The 16,089-nt window shown below is 72.8% G+C and carries 13 protein-coding genes; 9 read left to right on the forward strand and 4 right to left on the reverse strand.

All coding sequences use genetic code 11. The annotated features are described in order from the left end of the window. The first annotated feature begins 123 nt into the window (after window positions 1–123). Window positions 124–414 (forward strand): DUF397 domain-containing protein, encoded by a 291-nt coding sequence (locus ACWGN5_RS38365; RefSeq protein ID WP_351193328.1) that lies wholly within the window; start codon window positions 124–126, stop codon window positions 412–414. A gap of 59 nt (window positions 415–473) precedes the next feature. On the opposite strand, the gene ACWGN5_RS38370 is transcribed toward ACWGN5_RS38365, so the two are convergent. The 4 genes from ACWGN5_RS38370 to eccB form a co-directional block, all read right to left on the reverse strand. Next, window positions 474–764 (reverse strand): WXG100 family type VII secretion target, encoded by a 291-nt coding sequence (locus ACWGN5_RS38370; protein WP_017235850.1) that lies wholly within the window; start codon window positions 762–764, stop codon window positions 474–476. Window positions 765–814: 50 nt separating this feature from the next. Further along, window positions 815–1,165: a WXG100 family type VII secretion target gene (locus ACWGN5_RS38375; protein ID WP_351193332.1), complete on the reverse strand. Its 351-nt coding sequence runs from the start codon at window positions 1,163–1,165 to the stop codon at window positions 815–817. Window positions 1,166–1,355: 190 nt separating this feature from the next. After that, the gene (gene mycP, locus ACWGN5_RS38380; protein ID WP_453523047.1) at window positions 1,356–2,618 is read right to left on the reverse strand and encodes a type VII secretion-associated serine protease mycosin; all 1,263 of its coding nucleotides are present in this window, start codon (window positions 2,616–2,618) and stop codon (window positions 1,356–1,358) included. A 12-nt stretch (window positions 2,619–2,630) separates the two neighbouring features. Further along, window positions 2,631–4,175: a type VII secretion protein EccB gene (gene eccB, locus ACWGN5_RS38385; RefSeq protein WP_453523048.1), complete on the reverse strand. Its 1,545-nt coding sequence runs from the start codon at window positions 4,173–4,175 to the stop codon at window positions 2,631–2,633. 190 nt (window positions 4,176–4,365) lie between these two features. Here eccB and eccE point away from each other — a divergent pair, with 190 nt between their 5' ends. The 8 genes from eccE (at window position 4,366) to ACWGN5_RS38425 (ending at window position 15,899) form a co-directional block, all read left to right on the forward strand. Next, the gene (gene eccE, locus ACWGN5_RS38390; protein WP_453523049.1) at window positions 4,366–5,670 is read left to right on the forward strand and encodes a type VII secretion protein EccE; all 1,305 of its coding nucleotides are present in this window, start codon (window positions 4,366–4,368) and stop codon (window positions 5,668–5,670) included. Then, window positions 5,670–6,446 carry a hypothetical protein gene (locus ACWGN5_RS38395; RefSeq protein ID WP_453523050.1) on the forward strand — a complete coding sequence of 259 codons (777 nt, stop codon included), beginning with the start codon at window positions 5,670–5,672 and terminating at the stop codon, window positions 6,444–6,446. Before eccE ends, ACWGN5_RS38395 begins: the two co-directional genes overlap by 1 nt. Before the next feature lie 228 nt (window positions 6,447–6,674). Next, window positions 6,675–10,007 (forward strand): SCO5717 family growth-regulating ATPase, encoded by a 3,333-nt coding sequence (locus tag ACWGN5_RS38400; RefSeq protein WP_453523051.1) that lies wholly within the window; start codon window positions 6,675–6,677, stop codon window positions 10,005–10,007. Window positions 10,008–10,199: 192 nt separating this feature from the next. Then, a complete protein-coding gene (locus tag ACWGN5_RS38405) occupies window positions 10,200–12,032 on the forward strand; it encodes an ABC transporter substrate-binding protein (protein ID WP_453523056.1) in 1,833 nt (610 codons plus the stop codon). A gap of 3 nt (window positions 12,033–12,035) precedes the next feature. Next, a complete protein-coding gene (locus tag ACWGN5_RS38410) occupies window positions 12,036–13,097 on the forward strand; it encodes an ABC transporter permease (protein WP_453523052.1) in 1,062 nt (353 codons plus the stop codon). Further along, window positions 13,094–13,978 (forward strand): ABC transporter permease, encoded by an 885-nt coding sequence (locus ACWGN5_RS38415; protein WP_453523053.1) that lies wholly within the window; start codon window positions 13,094–13,096, stop codon window positions 13,976–13,978. Before ACWGN5_RS38410 ends, ACWGN5_RS38415 begins: the two co-directional genes overlap by 4 nt. Next, window positions 13,975–14,940, forward strand: coding sequence for an ABC transporter ATP-binding protein (locus tag ACWGN5_RS38420; RefSeq protein ID WP_453523054.1), 966 nt, complete (start codon window positions 13,975–13,977; stop codon window positions 14,938–14,940). The genes ACWGN5_RS38415 and ACWGN5_RS38420 overlap by 4 nt, the downstream gene beginning before the upstream one ends. Next, entirely contained in the window at window positions 14,937–15,899 is a 963-nt protein-coding gene (locus tag ACWGN5_RS38425; RefSeq protein ID WP_453523055.1) for an ABC transporter ATP-binding protein, read from the forward strand. Before ACWGN5_RS38420 ends, ACWGN5_RS38425 begins: the two co-directional genes overlap by 4 nt. The last annotated feature ends 190 nt before the right edge of the window (window positions 15,900–16,089 follow it).

Below are 16,089 nucleotides of genomic sequence, written 5' to 3' on the forward strand. Positions count from 1 at the left end.
CTGCGGGTGGTGCAGCGGGGCGGGCTGCCCGAGCAGCACTGTGCTGCTCGAACCGCCCTGCGCGGAGCGGTCCCTCCCACTTGTGTGGGAGGGACCGCCGTACCACCGCGAAGGGAAGCGCCGATGACCGACGCAGACAACAGCACGCGCAGCGACGTCGACAGCGCTCTGGCCGCCGAGAAGGAGCGCCAGAAGGAGGAGCTGTACGCGCTCGACATCTCCGGCGTCGAGTGGGAGGGCGCTCCGGGGACGAGCCCGGACGAGGAGCGCGTGGAGATCGCCCGGCTGCCCGAGGGCGCGGTGGCGATGCGTTCGTCCCTCGACAAGGACACGGTGCTGCGCTACACGAAGGCCGAGTGGGACGCGTTCGTCCTGGGGGCCCGTGACGGCGAGTTCGATCTGCGCCGGGCGTGACATGCGTGAGGGGGTGGCCCGTGGGAACGGGCCACCCCCTCACGCGTACGTGCAAGGACTTACATCATGCGGAACCGGGCCGCGTTGCCCTTGTCCGTGTCCTGGTAGCCGGCGACCGACTCGTCGAGGAGCTGGGCGATGCGCGCCAGGTCCTGGTTCATGCCGGCCATGTCGCGGGTCAGGCGGTCCTGGCTCTCGCGGTAGGCGATCTTCGCCTCGCCTTCCCAGTTGGAGGCGACGCGGTTGACCTCGGCCATGAGGTCGTCGAGCTTCTGCGTGAGGGTGCTGGAGGTGAGGCGGGTGTCGGCCGCCGCCTGCGTCACGGTGTCGTAATTGACCGCAGTGGTCATGGTGTTGACTCCTCGTTCGAGAGTGGCGCGGAGGACTGGGGTCGGACGGCTCAGATGCCGAGGATGGCGCTCTGGCCACCGGAGGCGCCGGCACCGGAGCTGTTGTCCATCTGACGGAAGGACCGCAGGCGGTCCTCCTCCTCCTGCGAGAAGCCGTCGGCGCTCATGCGCATGATCTCCTCGAGCTTCGTGAGCTCGGCACGCATGCTGCGCAGACGCTGGTTCAGGTCGTTCTGGACCCGGTCGTACTCCTTGCTCGCAGCGCCCTGCCAGCCCGCCTGAACGCGGTCCACCACGCCGTTGAGGGAGGTGATGCGGGCCTGGAGCTCGTCGGAGAAGTCCTGGATCCGGCCGGCGAGCTTGACTTGTTCGGCACTGGTTACGTTCAGGTCTTTCGACATCTTGCCCCTTCTTCCTTCGGTGGCTGCGACGGACGGGCCGTCGGGCCTTCCGGTCGTGATGCGGACGGGAATCTTCTGATGCCGCCCCCGTGCTGGGTTCGCACTGCCGTGCCCCCAGCGGTCACTGTAGCCATTGACGGCGGCAGTTCCAACTGCAAAGGGAGCTCCCGATACTTGACCGATACGCGCGTCACCGGGCCTCCCTCCTGCGGCGGCTGTCGCGGATCACGGTGGCGCTCCCGGCGACCACGGCCACCAGGACACCTCCGATCCCCAACGCGTAGGTGGCGAGCCGTTCGGAGCGCTCCTGGGGCGTCTCCGACAGCGTCAGACGGGCCGGCTCGGGAGCCGGCGGCTTGGCCGGGCCCGGGTCGGGCACGGGCGAGGAGGCGGGCGTGCCGGGCTGGTCGGCGAGCGCCCGCACGGGATCGACCACTCCCCAACCGACGTGGTCGTCACGGCCGTTGACCGAGCGGACGGCGGTCTGCTCGATGCGGGTGACGATCTGGGCCGCGCTCCACTCCGGGTACTTGGCGCGGAGCAGGGTCGCGACGCCGGCGACGTACGGGGCGGAGAAGCTGGTGCCGTTGTCGACGCACTGCCCGCCGCCGGGGACGGTGGAGACGATGTCGACGCCGGGCGCCGCGACGCCCACCATGGGGCCGGACTGGGAGAAGACGGCGCGTTCGTTGTTGCGGTCCGAGGAGGCGACGGCGAGGACCCCGGGGAAGGCGGCCGGGTAGGTCTTCTTGAGGGCGCCGTCGGTGCCGTCGTTGCCGGCGGAGGCGACGATCACGACGTCCTTGTCGATGGCCCGGGCGACGGCCTTGGCCATGGGCGAGTCGGGGCCCAGCGGCTGGGTGGTGTCCTGCGAGATGTTGATGACCTTCGCGCCCTTGAGGACGGCGTAGTCGATCGCCTGGGCCATCGTGTCGGACTTGCCGCTGTTCTTCTCGTCGTTCTGCCGGATCGGGATGATCGTGGCCTCGGGGGCCAGGCCGACGAAGCCGGTGCCCTTGCGGGCGCGGGCGGCGATGATGCCCGCGACCTTGGTGCCGTGGCCGACCTCGTCGACGGTGCCGTCGGTCTTGCCGCGCTTCTCGTCACCGTACGAGGGGTTGTTCTTGTCGGGCTTGAGGTAGTCCTTGCCCGACTTGGCGTCGACGGCGGTGCGCAGCTGCGGGTTGACGTCGTCGACGCCGGTGTCGATGACGGCGACCCGGACGCCCTTGCCCTTGGTGTCCTGCCAGAGCTCGTCGAGGAGGACCCGCTGGAGCGGCCAGGGGGTGCCCTCGATCTGCTTCTTCATCGGGAAGGTGCACTCGCCGCTGCCGTCGAGGGCCGGGCCGTCGTGGCGCGGCCGCTCGGGCGCGGCGGCCGCGGCGGGCGCGGCGAGGAGGGCCGTGAGGGTGCCCGCGGCGAGCAGGGCGACCGTGCGGTTCGTCGTCGTCACCGGTGCCACCCCCTAGGAACCCTGCGGCTGACGCGCGCTGTTGGTGTCGAGCCGCGGCCCCTTGGACAGGAACTCCGACCATTCGATCGGGACGAGGACCGGCTGGACCTTCTCGTAGCCGAGACGCTTCTGGGCGTCGCTGGGTTCCGGCCTGCCGTCGGTCTGCTTCTGTTCCCCCGCGCCGATCTCGGAGCGGGCGGAGTCGCTGTCGCCGTTGGCCTGGACGGCGTACCGCAGGCCGGTGTCGGTGACGAGGAAGAGGGAGCCGCCTTCCGCCATCCGCCGGCCCTGGAACTGGGTGTAGAGCAGGCCGGTGCCGGGGGTGACGTACGTGCTGGTGCCGCCGGCCGTGATGTCGGCGGGGTACTCGGTGCCGGCCCAGGTGGCGAGCTTGGTGTCGCCCTTCTCGTTGACGTCGGTGAGGACGCTGCAGATGGTGTCGCGGGCGCCCTCGCCGGTGGAGGCGTTGACCTGGACGGACTTCAGCGTGGGCCAGCGGACGCCGCCGTGGAAGAGGGTCGGGTCCGGGACGAAGTTGGGGGCGTCGACCGTGGTCGCCTTGCCGTCCATGTCCAGGTCCCGGGTCTGCGGGGAGTTGATGAGCAGCCAGGCGGTGAAGGGGGTGACGGGCTGGATCCTGCCGGGGAGCACGACGTAGTACTGGGGGCCCGAACCGGTCTGCGCGAGGAGAACCATGCCGACCCGGTTCTCGGTCCCGTCGAGGGTGCTGTCGGGGATGTCGGTGGCGGTGCCGACCTGACCTTCGAGGTGCGGGAAGTCGATCTCGTCGCCGGTCTTCAGGGTGGCGAGCCAGTCGTCGGTGACGGCCTGCGGCTCCTTGCCGAGGCCGACGAGGGCGGTGAGGAGCCCGGGCCGGTCGGCCTTCACCGGGTACTTGGTGCCGGTGTGGTCGACGAGGAACTGGGCGCTGTCCTTCTGGCCCTTGACGTACAGGACCTGCCCGTTCTTCAGCTGGTTGGCGCCCTCGGTGCGCTTGGCGTCCCGGTCGGCGAAGAGGAAGGTCGCCTTCTGGACGCTGGCGCCCTTGCCGCCGCCGGGCTGCTCGCAGACGGCCCAGCGCTTCTTCTTGCCGGCGTCCTCCGCGACGGGCAGCCGGTCGGGGGCGTACGGGATGCCGAGGATGGGGCCGCGGGGCGGCTTGCCCTCGTCGAGCTTCTTGTCGTCGACCTGGATGACCTGGAACTGGTCGGGGTTGAGCAGCAGCCGGGCGGAGGCGAGGTTGAGGACGGGGTGGAGCAGGGTCTTCTTGTCCTTGCCCTTGCCGGTCTCCAGGACCACGTACCGGGTCGTCGACTGCTTGCCGACGATGACCCGGGTGCCGGGGGTGTCCCAGCCCTTGGGGGCGGTGGGACTGAACATGCCCCAGGCGCCGAAGCCGGCGACGACGAGCGCGGCGACGATCAGGCCGGGGACGACCGCGCGCAGCGGCTTCGGTGCCCCCTCCTCCGTGCCGGAGGGCGAGGGTTGGAGGAATGCCGCCACCGTGCGCTTCTTCGCAAAGGTGTACGCGTTGAGCTCGTCCCGCCGCGATGCCATGAGTCCCCATTCTCGTCAGGCGCGATCTTCGCGCGGAGCTCCGGGGTGGTGACACCCGCGCCCCGGCCTTCGGACCGGCCCCCTACTATGCCTGCTGTCCCGTGGGGTTCGTGGGGCGGGTAGGGTGATCCGGCCGCCAAAGCCCTGGCGGGCCAGGGTCATCGGGATGAATTGAGGGGGATTCTCCATCATGGCTTCCGCGAGGCGGAGGCGGCCCGATGCGGCCGCTGCCTCCACACCCCCGTCCACGGGACCCGTCCCCTCGGTCGCACCGAGGCTGCAGGCACGTCCCGGACACTTCGGTTCGTTCCGATTGCAACAGCTCGTACTGGTCGAGGTGGCGGCGGCGCTGCTGCTGCTCGCCTGGGTCGTCGAGCCGATGCTGCTTGTACCCGCGGGCGTGGTCGCCGTCGTGCTGCTGCTGCTCGCCGTGGTGCGCCGGCACCGGCGTTCGCTGCCCGAGTGGCTGGGGACCTTCCTCGCGCTGCGCGCCCGCTCGCGCCGCGCCTCCTCGCTCACGGTGCCGGAGGGCACCGAGCCGGGGTTCGCGCCGCTCGTGGAGTGCGATCCGGCGCTGCGGACCTACGCGTACAGCGACCGTGACCGGCGTCCGGTCGGGATGGTCGGCGACGGCACCTTCCTGACGGCCGTCCTGCGGGTCGAGTCGGACGGCACGGCGCTGCGTCCGGACCGCGCGGCGAAGCCGCTGCCCGTCGGGCTCGTCCGGGACGTGCTGAGCGTGGACGGCATCCGGCTGGAGTCGGCGCAGATCGTGCAGCACACGCAGCCGGCGCCCGCGCCGCACCTGCCCGCGCAGTCGATGGCCGCCCGCAACTACGGGCCGCTCCAGGCGCAGACGGGTTCGCCCGCCGTGCGGATCACCTGGATCGCGCTCAAGCTCGACCCCGAGCTCTGCCCGGAGGCGGTCGCCGCGCGCGGCGGCGGCATGACCGGCGCCCAGAAGTGCGTGGTGCGGGCGGCGGACCAGCTGGCGAGCCGGCTCGCGGGCGCCGGGTTCCGGGCGAGCGTGCTGACGGAGCAGGAGCTGACCGCCGCGCTCGCCACGTCGAGCTGCGCCAGCCCGATGGCGATAGCGCAGGCGGGCCGGGGGCAGGCGCAGGGGCGCAGGACCCAGGAGACCGCGCGGACCTGGCGGGTGGACGACCGGCGGCACACGACGTACTGGGTCGGGCGCTGGCCCCAGTTGGGCGGCCGGAGCGGGGGCGCGGGCGCGTCGATGCCGCAGCTGGTGGCCCTGCTGACCTCGCTGCCCGCGCTCGCGACGACGTTCAGCCTGACGCTGAGCGGCGGAGACCGGCAGGAGGTGACGGTGACCGGACACGTGCGGATCACCGGGCGCAGCGACGAGGAACTGGTGGCCGCCCGGCACGAACTGGAGCGTGCGGCGCGCGGCGTGAAGACGGGTCTGGTGCGCCTCGACCGGGAACAGGTGCCCGGCATTCTGGCGACGCTGCCGCTGGGAGGTGCGCGCTGATGTCCACCGCTTCCTTCGGTACGCCCCCGGCCGCGGGCGCTCCCGCCGCCCGGCGTTCGGGCGGCCGGGCCGCACGGCCCCGGTTCGGTTTCGGGCTCGTCGGGCCGCGCCGCGACCGGCACTCCGTCCCCCTGGAACAGCTGGAGGCGCTGGCCCTGCCGGTCGGCGACGACGGCATGGTGATCGGCGTGGACGCGGAGAGCCGCCCGGCGGTGCTCGGCATCAACCGGCCCGTCCCGTACGACGTCACCCTCATCGGCGGTCTGTGGACCGCGCAGGTACTGGCCCTGCGGGCGGCCGCGACGGGCGCCCGGGTGGCGGTCGAGACCGGCCGCGCGCAGGCGTGGACGGCCCTCGCGCAGGCCGCGGGCGGCGGCCAGCCCTGCATCACGCTGCACGACGTGGGCCGGGTGCCGCCGCAGGGCGCGTCGGCGGGCAGTCCGGTGGTCGTGGTGCGCGACTGCGGCATGCGGCCGCCGCGCGGCCGTGTGGTGTCGGCGCCCTGGCAGTCGGTGGTGACGCTGCTGCCCTATCTGAGCCCGGTGGCGCCCCGGCTCCTGGAGAAGTCCTCGCTCGTCGGGGTCCAGCGGGTGTCCCCCGACGAGGCGGCCCAGATCGGCCGGATCATGAGCCTGCCGCGGCACGAGTACGAGGCGCTGTCCACGCTCGCCGACGGGGTGACCCTCTGGTGCACGCAGAACGACCGCCAGTTCGTGATGACGCAGGCGACGGACGCCGAGACCGGATTGTTGGGCGCCGCCCGCCGGATGGACTGAGCGGCGTCTCCATGACCGGAATTCATTCAAGTACGTCCGTTTTTGCATGGATTTGAACGGTGGGGGTTCTCACTCTGCGGCGCGACCGGGTCACTTGGGGCCCGGACCGGTTCGCGGAGGCGGGCGCGGAGGGGCCGTCGGCCCTGCCCGGGGGCGGCTCGCGGCGATTAGGGTGGAAGGGCCCCGCCCACAACGGCACAAGGGTGCTCGACCACACCAGGAGGCAAAGTGAACGGCGATCGCGACGAGATCCACGGGGGTTGGAATCCGCCCGCCGACGATCAGTCCGACGCGGATCCCGCCGAGATGACGGGTGAGTTCACCATCGACTACACCCCGCCCGCCTGGTACACGCAGAACGCGTCGGGCGGTACGGGGGCGGGCGGTGCCACTCCCCCGCCGCCGAGCGGAGCGCCGGTCGCCGTGCCGGGCCTCCCCGCCGGCAGCGGCTTCGAGCCCAGCTGGAACGTGGCGCCGCCCGCCCCGCCGGCTCCTGTGCCCGCGCCCGCTCCGGCCCCCGAACAGGTCGCGCCCGCGGCGGTGCCTCCGGCGGGGGTTCCGCCGTACGGCGCGCCCGTGGCCCCCGCGCCCGCTCCTTTCCCGGCCGGTCCCGGCACTCCGGCCGCGGGCGTTCCCACGCCGGCGTTCGCTCCGGGTGCGCCGGTGCCGGGGCAGCCGGTGACACCGCCCTCCTTCGGCGCGCCTGTGCCGGGTGTGCCTGTGCCGGGTGCGCCCGTGGCCGAGGGCTCGGTACCGCCCACTTCGGTGCCGGTTGCGCCGGTTGCGCCCGTGCCGAGTGCCCCCGTGCCGAATGCGCCCGTGGCCGACGCCTCGGTGCCGCCCGCTTCGGTACCGCCCGTGCCGGTTGCGCCCGTGCCGGTTGCGCCCGTGGCCGACGCCTCGGTGCCGCCCGCTCCCGTGCCGCCCGCTTCCGTGCCGGCGCCCGCCGCCGAGGCGGCCGCGCCCGCGGCCTCCTTCGGGGGCGGGGACGTCGAGAGCGGCGCCACCATGCGCTTCTCCCCCGCCCAGCTCAAGCGCGACATGGCCGAGCGCACGGCGGAGAACGCGGAGAAGACGGAGGCCGCGGAGGACTCCACGGCCTCCGCGACGCCCGCCGCCTCCGAGCCGACCGAGGCGGCCGCGAGCGGTGGGGCCGACGAGCCCGCCGCTGCGGCGGACGCCGCGCAGGACTCCCCCGCCGAGTCCACGGCCGGCGCGAGCGACGACGACGCGACCGCCGACGCGCCGAGCGCGTCGGACGGTGAGGAGACCGCCGAGGCCGCCGACGACACGACGGGTCCGGAGGACGAGCCGGCCGCGCCGGTGGCGGAAGCGGAGCCGGAGACGGGCGCGGAGGCCGAGACCTCCGCCGCTCCCCTCCCCGCCGCGCAGCCGGTCGCCGACGTTCCGCAGGGCTTCGGCCCTGGCGCGGCTCCCGGTCCGTACGACACCGCCGGCGGCGCTCCGGGGGCCTTCCCCGGCGCCCCCGCCGCCCCCGGACCGTACGGGGCGCCGCAGCCGGCCGCAGGCCCGCAGGCCGGGCTGCCGCCGCTGCCCCCGTCCTTCCAGCCCGCCGCCCCCGAGCCCGCGCAGCAGTGGCCCGCGCAGCCCCTCCCGGGTGCCCAGCCGGTGCCGCAGGCCGCGCCGCTGCCGCCCACCGCCGCCTGGCCGGCCCCCGGGGCACCCGTACCGCCGCAGGCCGAGCCCCAGGCGCCCGCCGGTTACGGTTACCCGCAGGAGCCGCAGGCCCCGCAGCCCCCGGCCCCGGCCCCGCAGGGCGGTTACGGCTTCCCGCAGCCCGGGACTCCTCCGCAGCAGCCCGGTTACGGCTACCCGCAGCAGCCCGGTGCGCCCGGCGGTGTCCCGCCGCAGGCCCAGGCGCCCGGCGGCTACGGCTACCCGCACCCCGGAGCCGTACCCCCGCAGGCCGCGCAGGCCCCGGCCCCGGCCCCGCAGCCGCCGTACGACGGTCAGCCGCCGGTGGATCCGCGGACCGGTGCCGCCTGGCCCTCGCCGGTGACGCACGACCAGCGCGAGCGTTCCGTGCCGGGCGCCCCGCTCGGGTACAACGCGGCCGTCGAGCTCTCCTCCGACCGGCTCCTGCGCAACAACAAGCAGAAGCCCAAGTCCAGCCGGAACCCCGGGGCCGCCAACCGCTTCAAGCTCGGCGGCAAGAAGGAGGAGGCGGAGCGGCAGCGGAAGCTGGACCTGATCCGGACGCCGGTCCTCTCCTGCTACCGGATCGCGGTCATCTCGCTCAAGGGCGGTGTCGGCAAGACCACGACGACCACCGCGCTCGGCGCGACCCTGGCCACCGAGCGGCAGGACAAGATCCTGGCGATCGACGCCAACCCGGACGCCGGCACGCTCGGCCGCCGGGTGCGGCGCGAGACCGGGGCCACCATCCGTGACCTGGTGCAGGCCATCCCGTACCTCAACTCGTACATGGACATCCGCCGGTTCACCTCGCAGGCGCCGTCCGGTCTGGAGATCCTCGCCAACGACGTGGACCCGGCCGTCTCGACGACCTTCAACGACGAGGACTACCGGCGTGCGATCGACGTCCTCGGCAAGCAGTACCCGATCATCCTGACCGACTCGGGTACGGGTCTGCTGTACAGCGCCATGCGCGGGGTCCTCGACCTCGCCGACCAGCTGATCATCATCTCCACGCCCTCGGTGGACGGCGCCTCCAGCGCCTCGACGACCCTCGACTGGCTGTCGGCCCACGGCTACGCGGACCTGGTGCAGCGCTCCATCACCGTCATCTCGGGTGTCCGCGAGACCGGCAAGATGATCAAGGTCGAGGACATCGTGCAGCACTTCCAGACCCGCTGCCGCGGTGTCGTGGTCGTGCCCTTCGACGAGCACCTGGCGGCCGGCGCCGAGGTCGACCTCGACATGATGCGGCCGAAGACCCGGGAGGCGTACTTCCACCTCTCGGCGATGGTGGCCGAGGACTTCGTCCGGGCGCAGCAGGCGCAGGGGCTGTGGACGGGTGACGGCCAGGGCGCGGTGCCGCCGCACATGGCCCCGCCGATGCCGGGCCAGGCCATGCCCGGCCAGCCGGTGCCGGGGCAGCCGGTGCCGGGTCAGTTCGCGCCGGGTCAGCCGATGCCCGGTCAGCCGATGCCGGGGCAGGTGCCCGGGCAGGCCGGACCGATGCCGGGTCAGTTCGCGCCCGGACAGCCGGTCCCCGGGCAGCCGTACGCTCCCCAGGCGCCGCAGCCCGGTCAGCCGTACCCGCCGCAGCCGCAGGCGGGCCGGCCCTACCCGCCGCAGGGCTACCCGCAGCCCGGTCAGCCGATGCCCGGTCAGATGCCCGGACAGGCAGGACCGATGCCGGGTCAGTTCGCGCCCGGACAGCCCGCCCCGGGTCAGCCCTACGGTCCCCCGGCGGGCCAGCCGTACCCGCCGCAGCCGGGTCAGCCCGGGCAGCCGGGCGTGCCGCAGGCCTGGCAGCAGCCGCAGGACGGAAACGAGTCCCAGCCGGGGCAGCCGCTGCCTCCGCAGGCGGACCCGCAGGGCCCCCCGCAGGCGCCGCCAGCCCCTCAGCAGTAGGGCGTCACAGGATTAGACCAATGAGGCTCCGTATCGGCTCACCGATACGGAGCCTCTTGGCGTTCCCGCAGCCCACAAGGGGTTTGAGCGATCGTTGACGACGGCAGACCACCGCTGATACACCTTCGCTTCACCGCTCGTCAGCCCAAGATCCACGACAGAAACCCCGACGCGAGGTCACGTCCCATGGTCATGGTCACGAAGGTTCCACCCCGCCCCGCCCCCGCCCGAAGAGCCCTCCGGCTACTGCTCGCCACCGGTCTCGCGACCGGCTCCCTCGCCGTCGTCCCCGGCACCGCGCAGGCGGAGGACGAGAAGTCCGGCGGCACCACCCTCACGGTCGCCGTCTCGCAGAGCATCGACTCGCTGAGCCCGTTCCTCGCCCAGAAGCTCACCTCGACGAGCATCCACCGACTGGCGTACGAGTACCTCACCAACTACGACCCGAAGGACGCGCACACGGTCCCGGGTCTGGCGACCGCGTGGACGTCCTCGGCCGACAAGCTGACGTGGACGTACACGATCCGCAAGGACTCGACCTGGTCCGACGGGCAGCAGGCCACCGCCGAGGACGCGGCCTGGACCTTCAACAAGATGATGACCGACCCGAACGCCGCCACCGCCAACGGCAGCTTCACGGCCAACTTCGCCGAGGTCACCGCGCCCGACCCGCAGACGCTCGTCATCAAGCTCAAGAAGCCGCAGGCGACGATGACGGCCCTCGACGTGCCGATCGTGCCGAAGCACGTCTGGGAGAAGGTCACCGACTTCTCGAAGTTCAACAACGACAAGACCTTCCCGATCGTCGGGAACGGCCCCTTCGTCATCACGGACTTCAAGGTCGACCAGTACATCAAGCTCAAGCCGAACAAGAAGTTCTGGCGGGGCGCCCCCAAGTTCGACGAGCTGGTCTTCAAGTACTACAAGGACGGGGACGCCGCCGTCGCCGCCCTGCAGAAGGGCGAGGTGTCCTTCGTACCGAACCTGACGCCGGCCCAGGCGGCCGCCCTGAAGACCCAGAAGAACATCAAGGTCAACGACGCCCCGGGCCGCCGCTTCTACGCCCTCGCCACCAACCCGGGCGCGAAGGCCCAGGACGGCAAGACCTTCGGCAACGGCAACAAGGCGCTGCTCGACCCGGAGGTGCGCAAGGCGCTCTTCCTCGCCGTCGACCGCACCACCCTCGTCGACAAGGTCTTCCAGGGCCACGCCGTCGAGGGCGAGGGGTACATCCCGCCGCGCTTCGGCTCGTACTTCTGGAAGCCGGAGGCCGCGCAGAAGCGCGCGTACGACCCCGTCCAGGCGGAGAAGGTCCTGTACGCGGCCGGATACCGCACGAACGCCGAGGGCAAGCGGCTCGGCAAGGACGGCAAGCCGCTGGAGCTGCGGATCCTCTGTCACGCCACCGACCCGAACGACAAGGCGGTCGGCAAGTACCTCCAGGAGTGGTGGGGCAAGCTCGGCATCGGCCTGAAGGTCGAGTGCCTGGACAGCGTCTCCGACCCCTGGGTCAAGGGCGACTACGACCTGGCGTTCGACGGCTGGTCGGTCAACCCCGACCCGGACTACGTCCTCTCCATCCACACCTGCGGCACGCTCCCGGCGACCCCGAAGGACTCCGGCGCCACCGACAACTTCATCTGCGACAAGCAGTTCGACGGGCTGTACGCGCAGCAGGCGGTCGAGTACGACGCCGCCAAGCGGGCGGATCTGGTGAAGCGGATGCAGTCCCTGCTGTACGACACGGGGTACATGAACATCATGGCCTACCCGAACGCCCTGGAGGCGTACCGCACGGACCAGATCAGGTCCATCACGACCATGCCCGAGGCCGCCGGGAACCTGTGGGGCCAGGACGGCTACTGGAGCTGGTGGTCCGCCGTGCCCACGGCCCAGGCCGAGGACTCCGACGGCGGCTCGTCCACCGGGATGATCATCGGCATCGCCGCGGCCGTGGTCGTCGTGGTCGGCCTCGGCGTCTTCCTCGGCATGCGCCGCCGCTCCACCGCCGACGACCGCGAGTAGTACGTGACGACGGCAAGCACCCCCGCCGACGTGGCGCGGGCCGAGAAGGCCCGCGCCGCGGACGGCGCACCCCGCACCGGTTCCTCCCTCGGCTACCTCCGCCACGCGGCGGGGAAGCTGGGCGGCGCGCTCGTCTCCCTCTTCGCCGTCCTGGTCACCAGCTTCTTCCTCTTCCGGATCATCCCCGGCGACCCGGTGAAGGCGATGACCCACGGCGTGCCCACCTCCGCCGAGCAACTCGCCACGCTGCGCCGCCAGTTCGGGCTCGACCTGCCGATGTGGCAGCAGTTCACCGACTACTGCGCCAAGGCGCTGAGCGGCGACCTGGGCACCTCGTTCCAGTTCCGCGCCCCCGTCGGGGACCTCATCGCGGAGAAGCTGCCGGCGACGCTGCTGCTCACCGGGGTCGCCGTGGTGATCTACTCGGCGCTCGGGCTGTGGCTGGGCACCCGCTCGGCCTGGCGGCACGGCGGCCTCGGCGACAAGCTGAACACCGGGATCGCGCTGACCCTGTGGTCGGTGCCCTCCTTCTGGCTCGGGCTGCTCCTCATCATCGTCTTCTCGGTCGGCATGGGACCGATCCCGGGACTCTTCCCGACCGGCGGCATGGAGTCCGGCACCGGCGAGACCGGCTTCGCGTACGTCCTGGACGTCGCCCACCACCTGGTCCTGCCCGTGGTCACGCTCGTCGCCGTCGGCTATGCGCAGACCCTGCTGGTGATGCGGTCCTCACTCCTCGACGAGATGGGCGGCGACTATCTGACGACGGCGCGGGCGAAGGGGCTGCGGGACGACGCCGTGCGGCGCCGGCACGCCGTGCCGAACGCGCTGCTTCCGACCGTCACCATGATCTTCATCAACCTGGGCCATGTGGCGGCCGGTTCGATCCTGGTGGAGACGGTGTTCTCCTGGCCGGGGCTCGGCGGGCTCTTCTACCAGGCGCTGAGCGTGCCCGATCTGCCGCTCGTGCAGGGCCTGTTCGTGGTGTTCGCCGGGGCGATGATCCTCATGAACCTGATCGCCGACCTGCTCTATCCGCTGCTCGACCCCCGGGTGGGCCGATGACCTCTCTCGCATGGGAGCGCCGCAGGAGTTCGGCCGCGCGCTTCTGGACCTCGTACCGGACCCGTCGCGCCGGTCTCTACGGACTCATCGGCCTCGCCCTGATCGCCCTGCTCGCGCTCACCGCCCCGTGGACCGTCGGCGCCGACGTGCAGTCGGTGACCGAGGCGCCGGGCACGGCCCTGGAGCCGCCGAGCGCCGAGTTCCCGCTGGGCACCGACCAGTTCGGCCGCTCGCTGCTCGGCCTGCTGATCTGGGGCGCCCGGATCTCGCTGCTCGTCGGCCTGCTCGCGGCGACCCTCTCGGTCGCCATCGGAACCCTGGTGGGCATCATCGCCGGGCACTACGGCGGCTGGTTCTCGACCGTCGTCATGCGGATCACCGACTGGTTCCTGGTGATGCCGACGCTGGTGCTCGCGATCGTCCTCGCCACGGTCATGTCCCGGTCGATGTGGACGGTGGTCCTGGCGATCGGCGTGACCTCCTGGCCGACCACCGCCCGCCTGGTGCGGGCGCAGACGATCGCGGTGGAGTCCCGCCCGTACATCGAGCGGGCGACCGCGCTCGGCGGCGGCCACCGGCACGTCATGACCCGGCACGTGCTGCCGAACGTGATGCCGCTGGTCCTCGCGCAGACCACCCTCGGCATCTCGACCGCCATCCTCACCGAGGCGACCCTCGCCTTCCTCGGCCTCGGCGACCCGACCGTCGTCTCCTGGGGCGGGATGCTCCAGGACGCCCGGGAGGCGGGCGCCGTCTCCTCCGGGCACTGGTGGTACCTGGCCCCGCCCGGCATCGCGATCGCGCTCGTCGCGCTCGCGTTCACGCTGTGCGGCCGGGCCGTGGAGTCCGTACTGAACCCGAAGCTGGGGGTGGGGCGATGAGCCTCCTGGAGGTACGGGACCTCAGCGTCACGTACGGCACGGGCGCGGCCGCCGTGCCCGCCGTGCGCGGGGTCGACCTGACCCTGGAGTCGGGGACCAAGCTGGGCGTCGCCGGCGAGTCGGGCTGCGGCAAGTCCACGCTCGCGCTCGCGCTGCTGCGGCTGCTTCCGGCCTCGGCGCGGATCGAGGGCGAGATCCTGCTCGACGGCGACGACGTCCTCGCCATGTCCTGGGGACGCCTGCGGGCCGTGCGCTGGGCGGGCGCGTCGATCGTCTTCCAGGGCGCGATGCACTCGCTGAACGCCGTGCACCGGATCGGGGACCAGATCGCCGAACCGCTGCTCGTGCACGGCCGGGCGACCCCGGCGGCGGCCCGCACACGGGTCGGCGAGCTGCTCGAACACGTCGGGCTTCCGGCGGCGCGCGCCTCGGCCTATCCGCACGAGCTGTCCGGCGGGCAGCGGCAGCGCGTCATGATCGCGATGGCGCTGGCCTGCGACCCGCGGCTGATCGTCGCGGACGAGCCGACGACCGCGCTCGACGTGATGATCCAGGCGCAGATCCTGCGGCTAATCGAGCGGCTCGTCGCCGAGCAGTCCATCAGCCTCCTGATGATCAGCCACGACCTGGCGGTCCTCGCCGACACCTGCGACCGGCTCGCCGTGATGTACGCGGGCCGGGTCGTCGAGGAGGGGCCGGCGCGGGCGGTGTACGAGGCGGCCGCGCACCCCTACGGGCGGGCGCTGTCCTCGGCGTTCCCCCGCATCGGGGACCCCGCGTCCCGGCGGGCGCCGCGCGGCCTGCCCGGCGACCCGCCGGACCCGGCGGACCTGCCCGGCGGCTGCACCTTCCATCCGCGCTGCCCGGTGGCGGTGGACGTCTGCGCGGAGCTCGACCAGGAACTGCGGGAGGCGGGCGCGGGGCGCCGGGCCGCCTGCGTACACGTGGGGAGCACGGCATGAGCCTCCTGTCGGCGCGTGGACTGCACGTGACCTTCCCGGGCCGTCGGGGCGCGCCGCCCGCGCGCGCGGTGGACGGCGTGGACCTGGACATCGGCGCCGGGGAGATCGTGGCCCTGGTCGGCGAGTCCGGCTGCGGCAAGACGACGCTGGCCCGCTCGCTGCTCGGCCTGGTCCGGCCCACGTCGGGCACGGTCGCCTTCGACGGGCAGCCCCTCGCGTACTCCTCGGGGGCGCTGAGGGCCTACCGGAAGCGGGCGCAGCTGGTGCTCCAGGACCCGAGCGGTTCGCTGAACCCCCGGCACACGGTGTACGACGCGGTGGCGGAGGGACTGCGGATCCACGGGTACGCGGGGGACGAGCGGACGGCGGTCGCCGAGGCCCTGTCCCGGGCCGGACTCCGCCCCCCTGAGCGCTTCTTCCTCCGCTACCCGCACGAGCTGTCCGGCGGGCAGCGGCAGCGCGTCGTCATCGCGGGCGCGCTCGTCCTGGAGCCCGAACTGATCGTCGCCGACGAGCCGGTGGCCTCCCTCGACGCGTCCGTACGGGGCGAGATCCTGGCCCTCCTGCTGCGGCTGCGCGACGAACTCGGCCTGTCCGCACTGGTGGTGACCCACGACCTGGGGCTGGCGTGGAACATCGCGGACCGGGTGGCGGTGATGTACCTGGGGCGGGTCGTGGAGACCGGCACGGTGGAGTCCGTCCTGACGAATCCTCAGCATCCGTACACTCGGGCGCTGTTGTCGGTCCTCCCGGAGTCCGACGGCGCGCCGGTGATCCTGACCGGCGAGCCCCCTGACCCGTCCCGCATCCCCTCCGGCTGCCGCTTCCACGCCCGCTGCCAGCTCCTCGCCTCGGGCGAGGCGACCCCGGTCGCGGACGCCTGCCGGGGGCGGGAGCTGCCGGTGCTTGCGGGGGGTGGGGAGCGGGGGGTGGCGTGCCACTGGGTGACCCGCGGCTGACCCCGCCCGTTCGGGGCGGTGCCCCGGCCCGTTGTGGGCCTGCGCCGCGCCGTTGTGGGCAATCGTTCCGCCGGGGCGGAACGGGTGGGCACAACGGACGGCGCGCCCAGCGGCGCCTCCGCGTTCCGAGCCTGGACCCGCACGACCAGTGACGGTGCACCGGGGTGCGGGTCACGGCGCGGAAGCCTCT

The organism is Streptomyces sp. NPDC055815 (genome assembly GCF_053616475.1).

Bases quoted from the DNA above. Each gene is read 5' to 3' on its own strand.
- ACWGN5_RS38365 (WP_351193328.1), top strand. From the start codon at position 124: ATGACCGACGCAGACAACAGCACGCGCAGCGACGTCGACAGCGCTCTG.
- ACWGN5_RS38370 (WP_017235850.1), bottom strand. From the start codon at position 764: ATGACCACTGCGGTCAATTACGACACCGTGACGCAGGCGGCGGCCGAC.
- ACWGN5_RS38375 (WP_351193332.1), bottom strand. From the start codon at position 1,165: ATGTCGAAAGACCTGAACGTAACCAGTGCCGAACAAGTCAAGCTCGCC.
- eccB (WP_453523048.1), bottom strand. From the start codon at position 4,175: ATGGCATCGCGGCGGGACGAGCTCAACGCGTACACCTTTGCGAAGAAG.
- eccE (WP_453523049.1), top strand. From the start codon at position 4,366: ATGGCTTCCGCGAGGCGGAGGCGGCCCGATGCGGCCGCTGCCTCCACA.
- ACWGN5_RS38395 (WP_453523050.1), top strand. From the start codon at position 5,670: ATGTCCACCGCTTCCTTCGGTACGCCCCCGGCCGCGGGCGCTCCCGCC.
- ACWGN5_RS38405 (WP_453523056.1), top strand. From the start codon at position 10,200: ATGGTCACGAAGGTTCCACCCCGCCCCGCCCCCGCCCGAAGAGCCCTC.
- ACWGN5_RS38415 (WP_453523053.1), top strand. From the start codon at position 13,094: ATGACCTCTCTCGCATGGGAGCGCCGCAGGAGTTCGGCCGCGCGCTTC.
- ACWGN5_RS38420 (WP_453523054.1), top strand. From the start codon at position 13,975: ATGAGCCTCCTGGAGGTACGGGACCTCAGCGTCACGTACGGCACGGGC.
- ACWGN5_RS38425 (WP_453523055.1), top strand. From the start codon at position 14,937: ATGAGCCTCCTGTCGGCGCGTGGACTGCACGTGACCTTCCCGGGCCGT.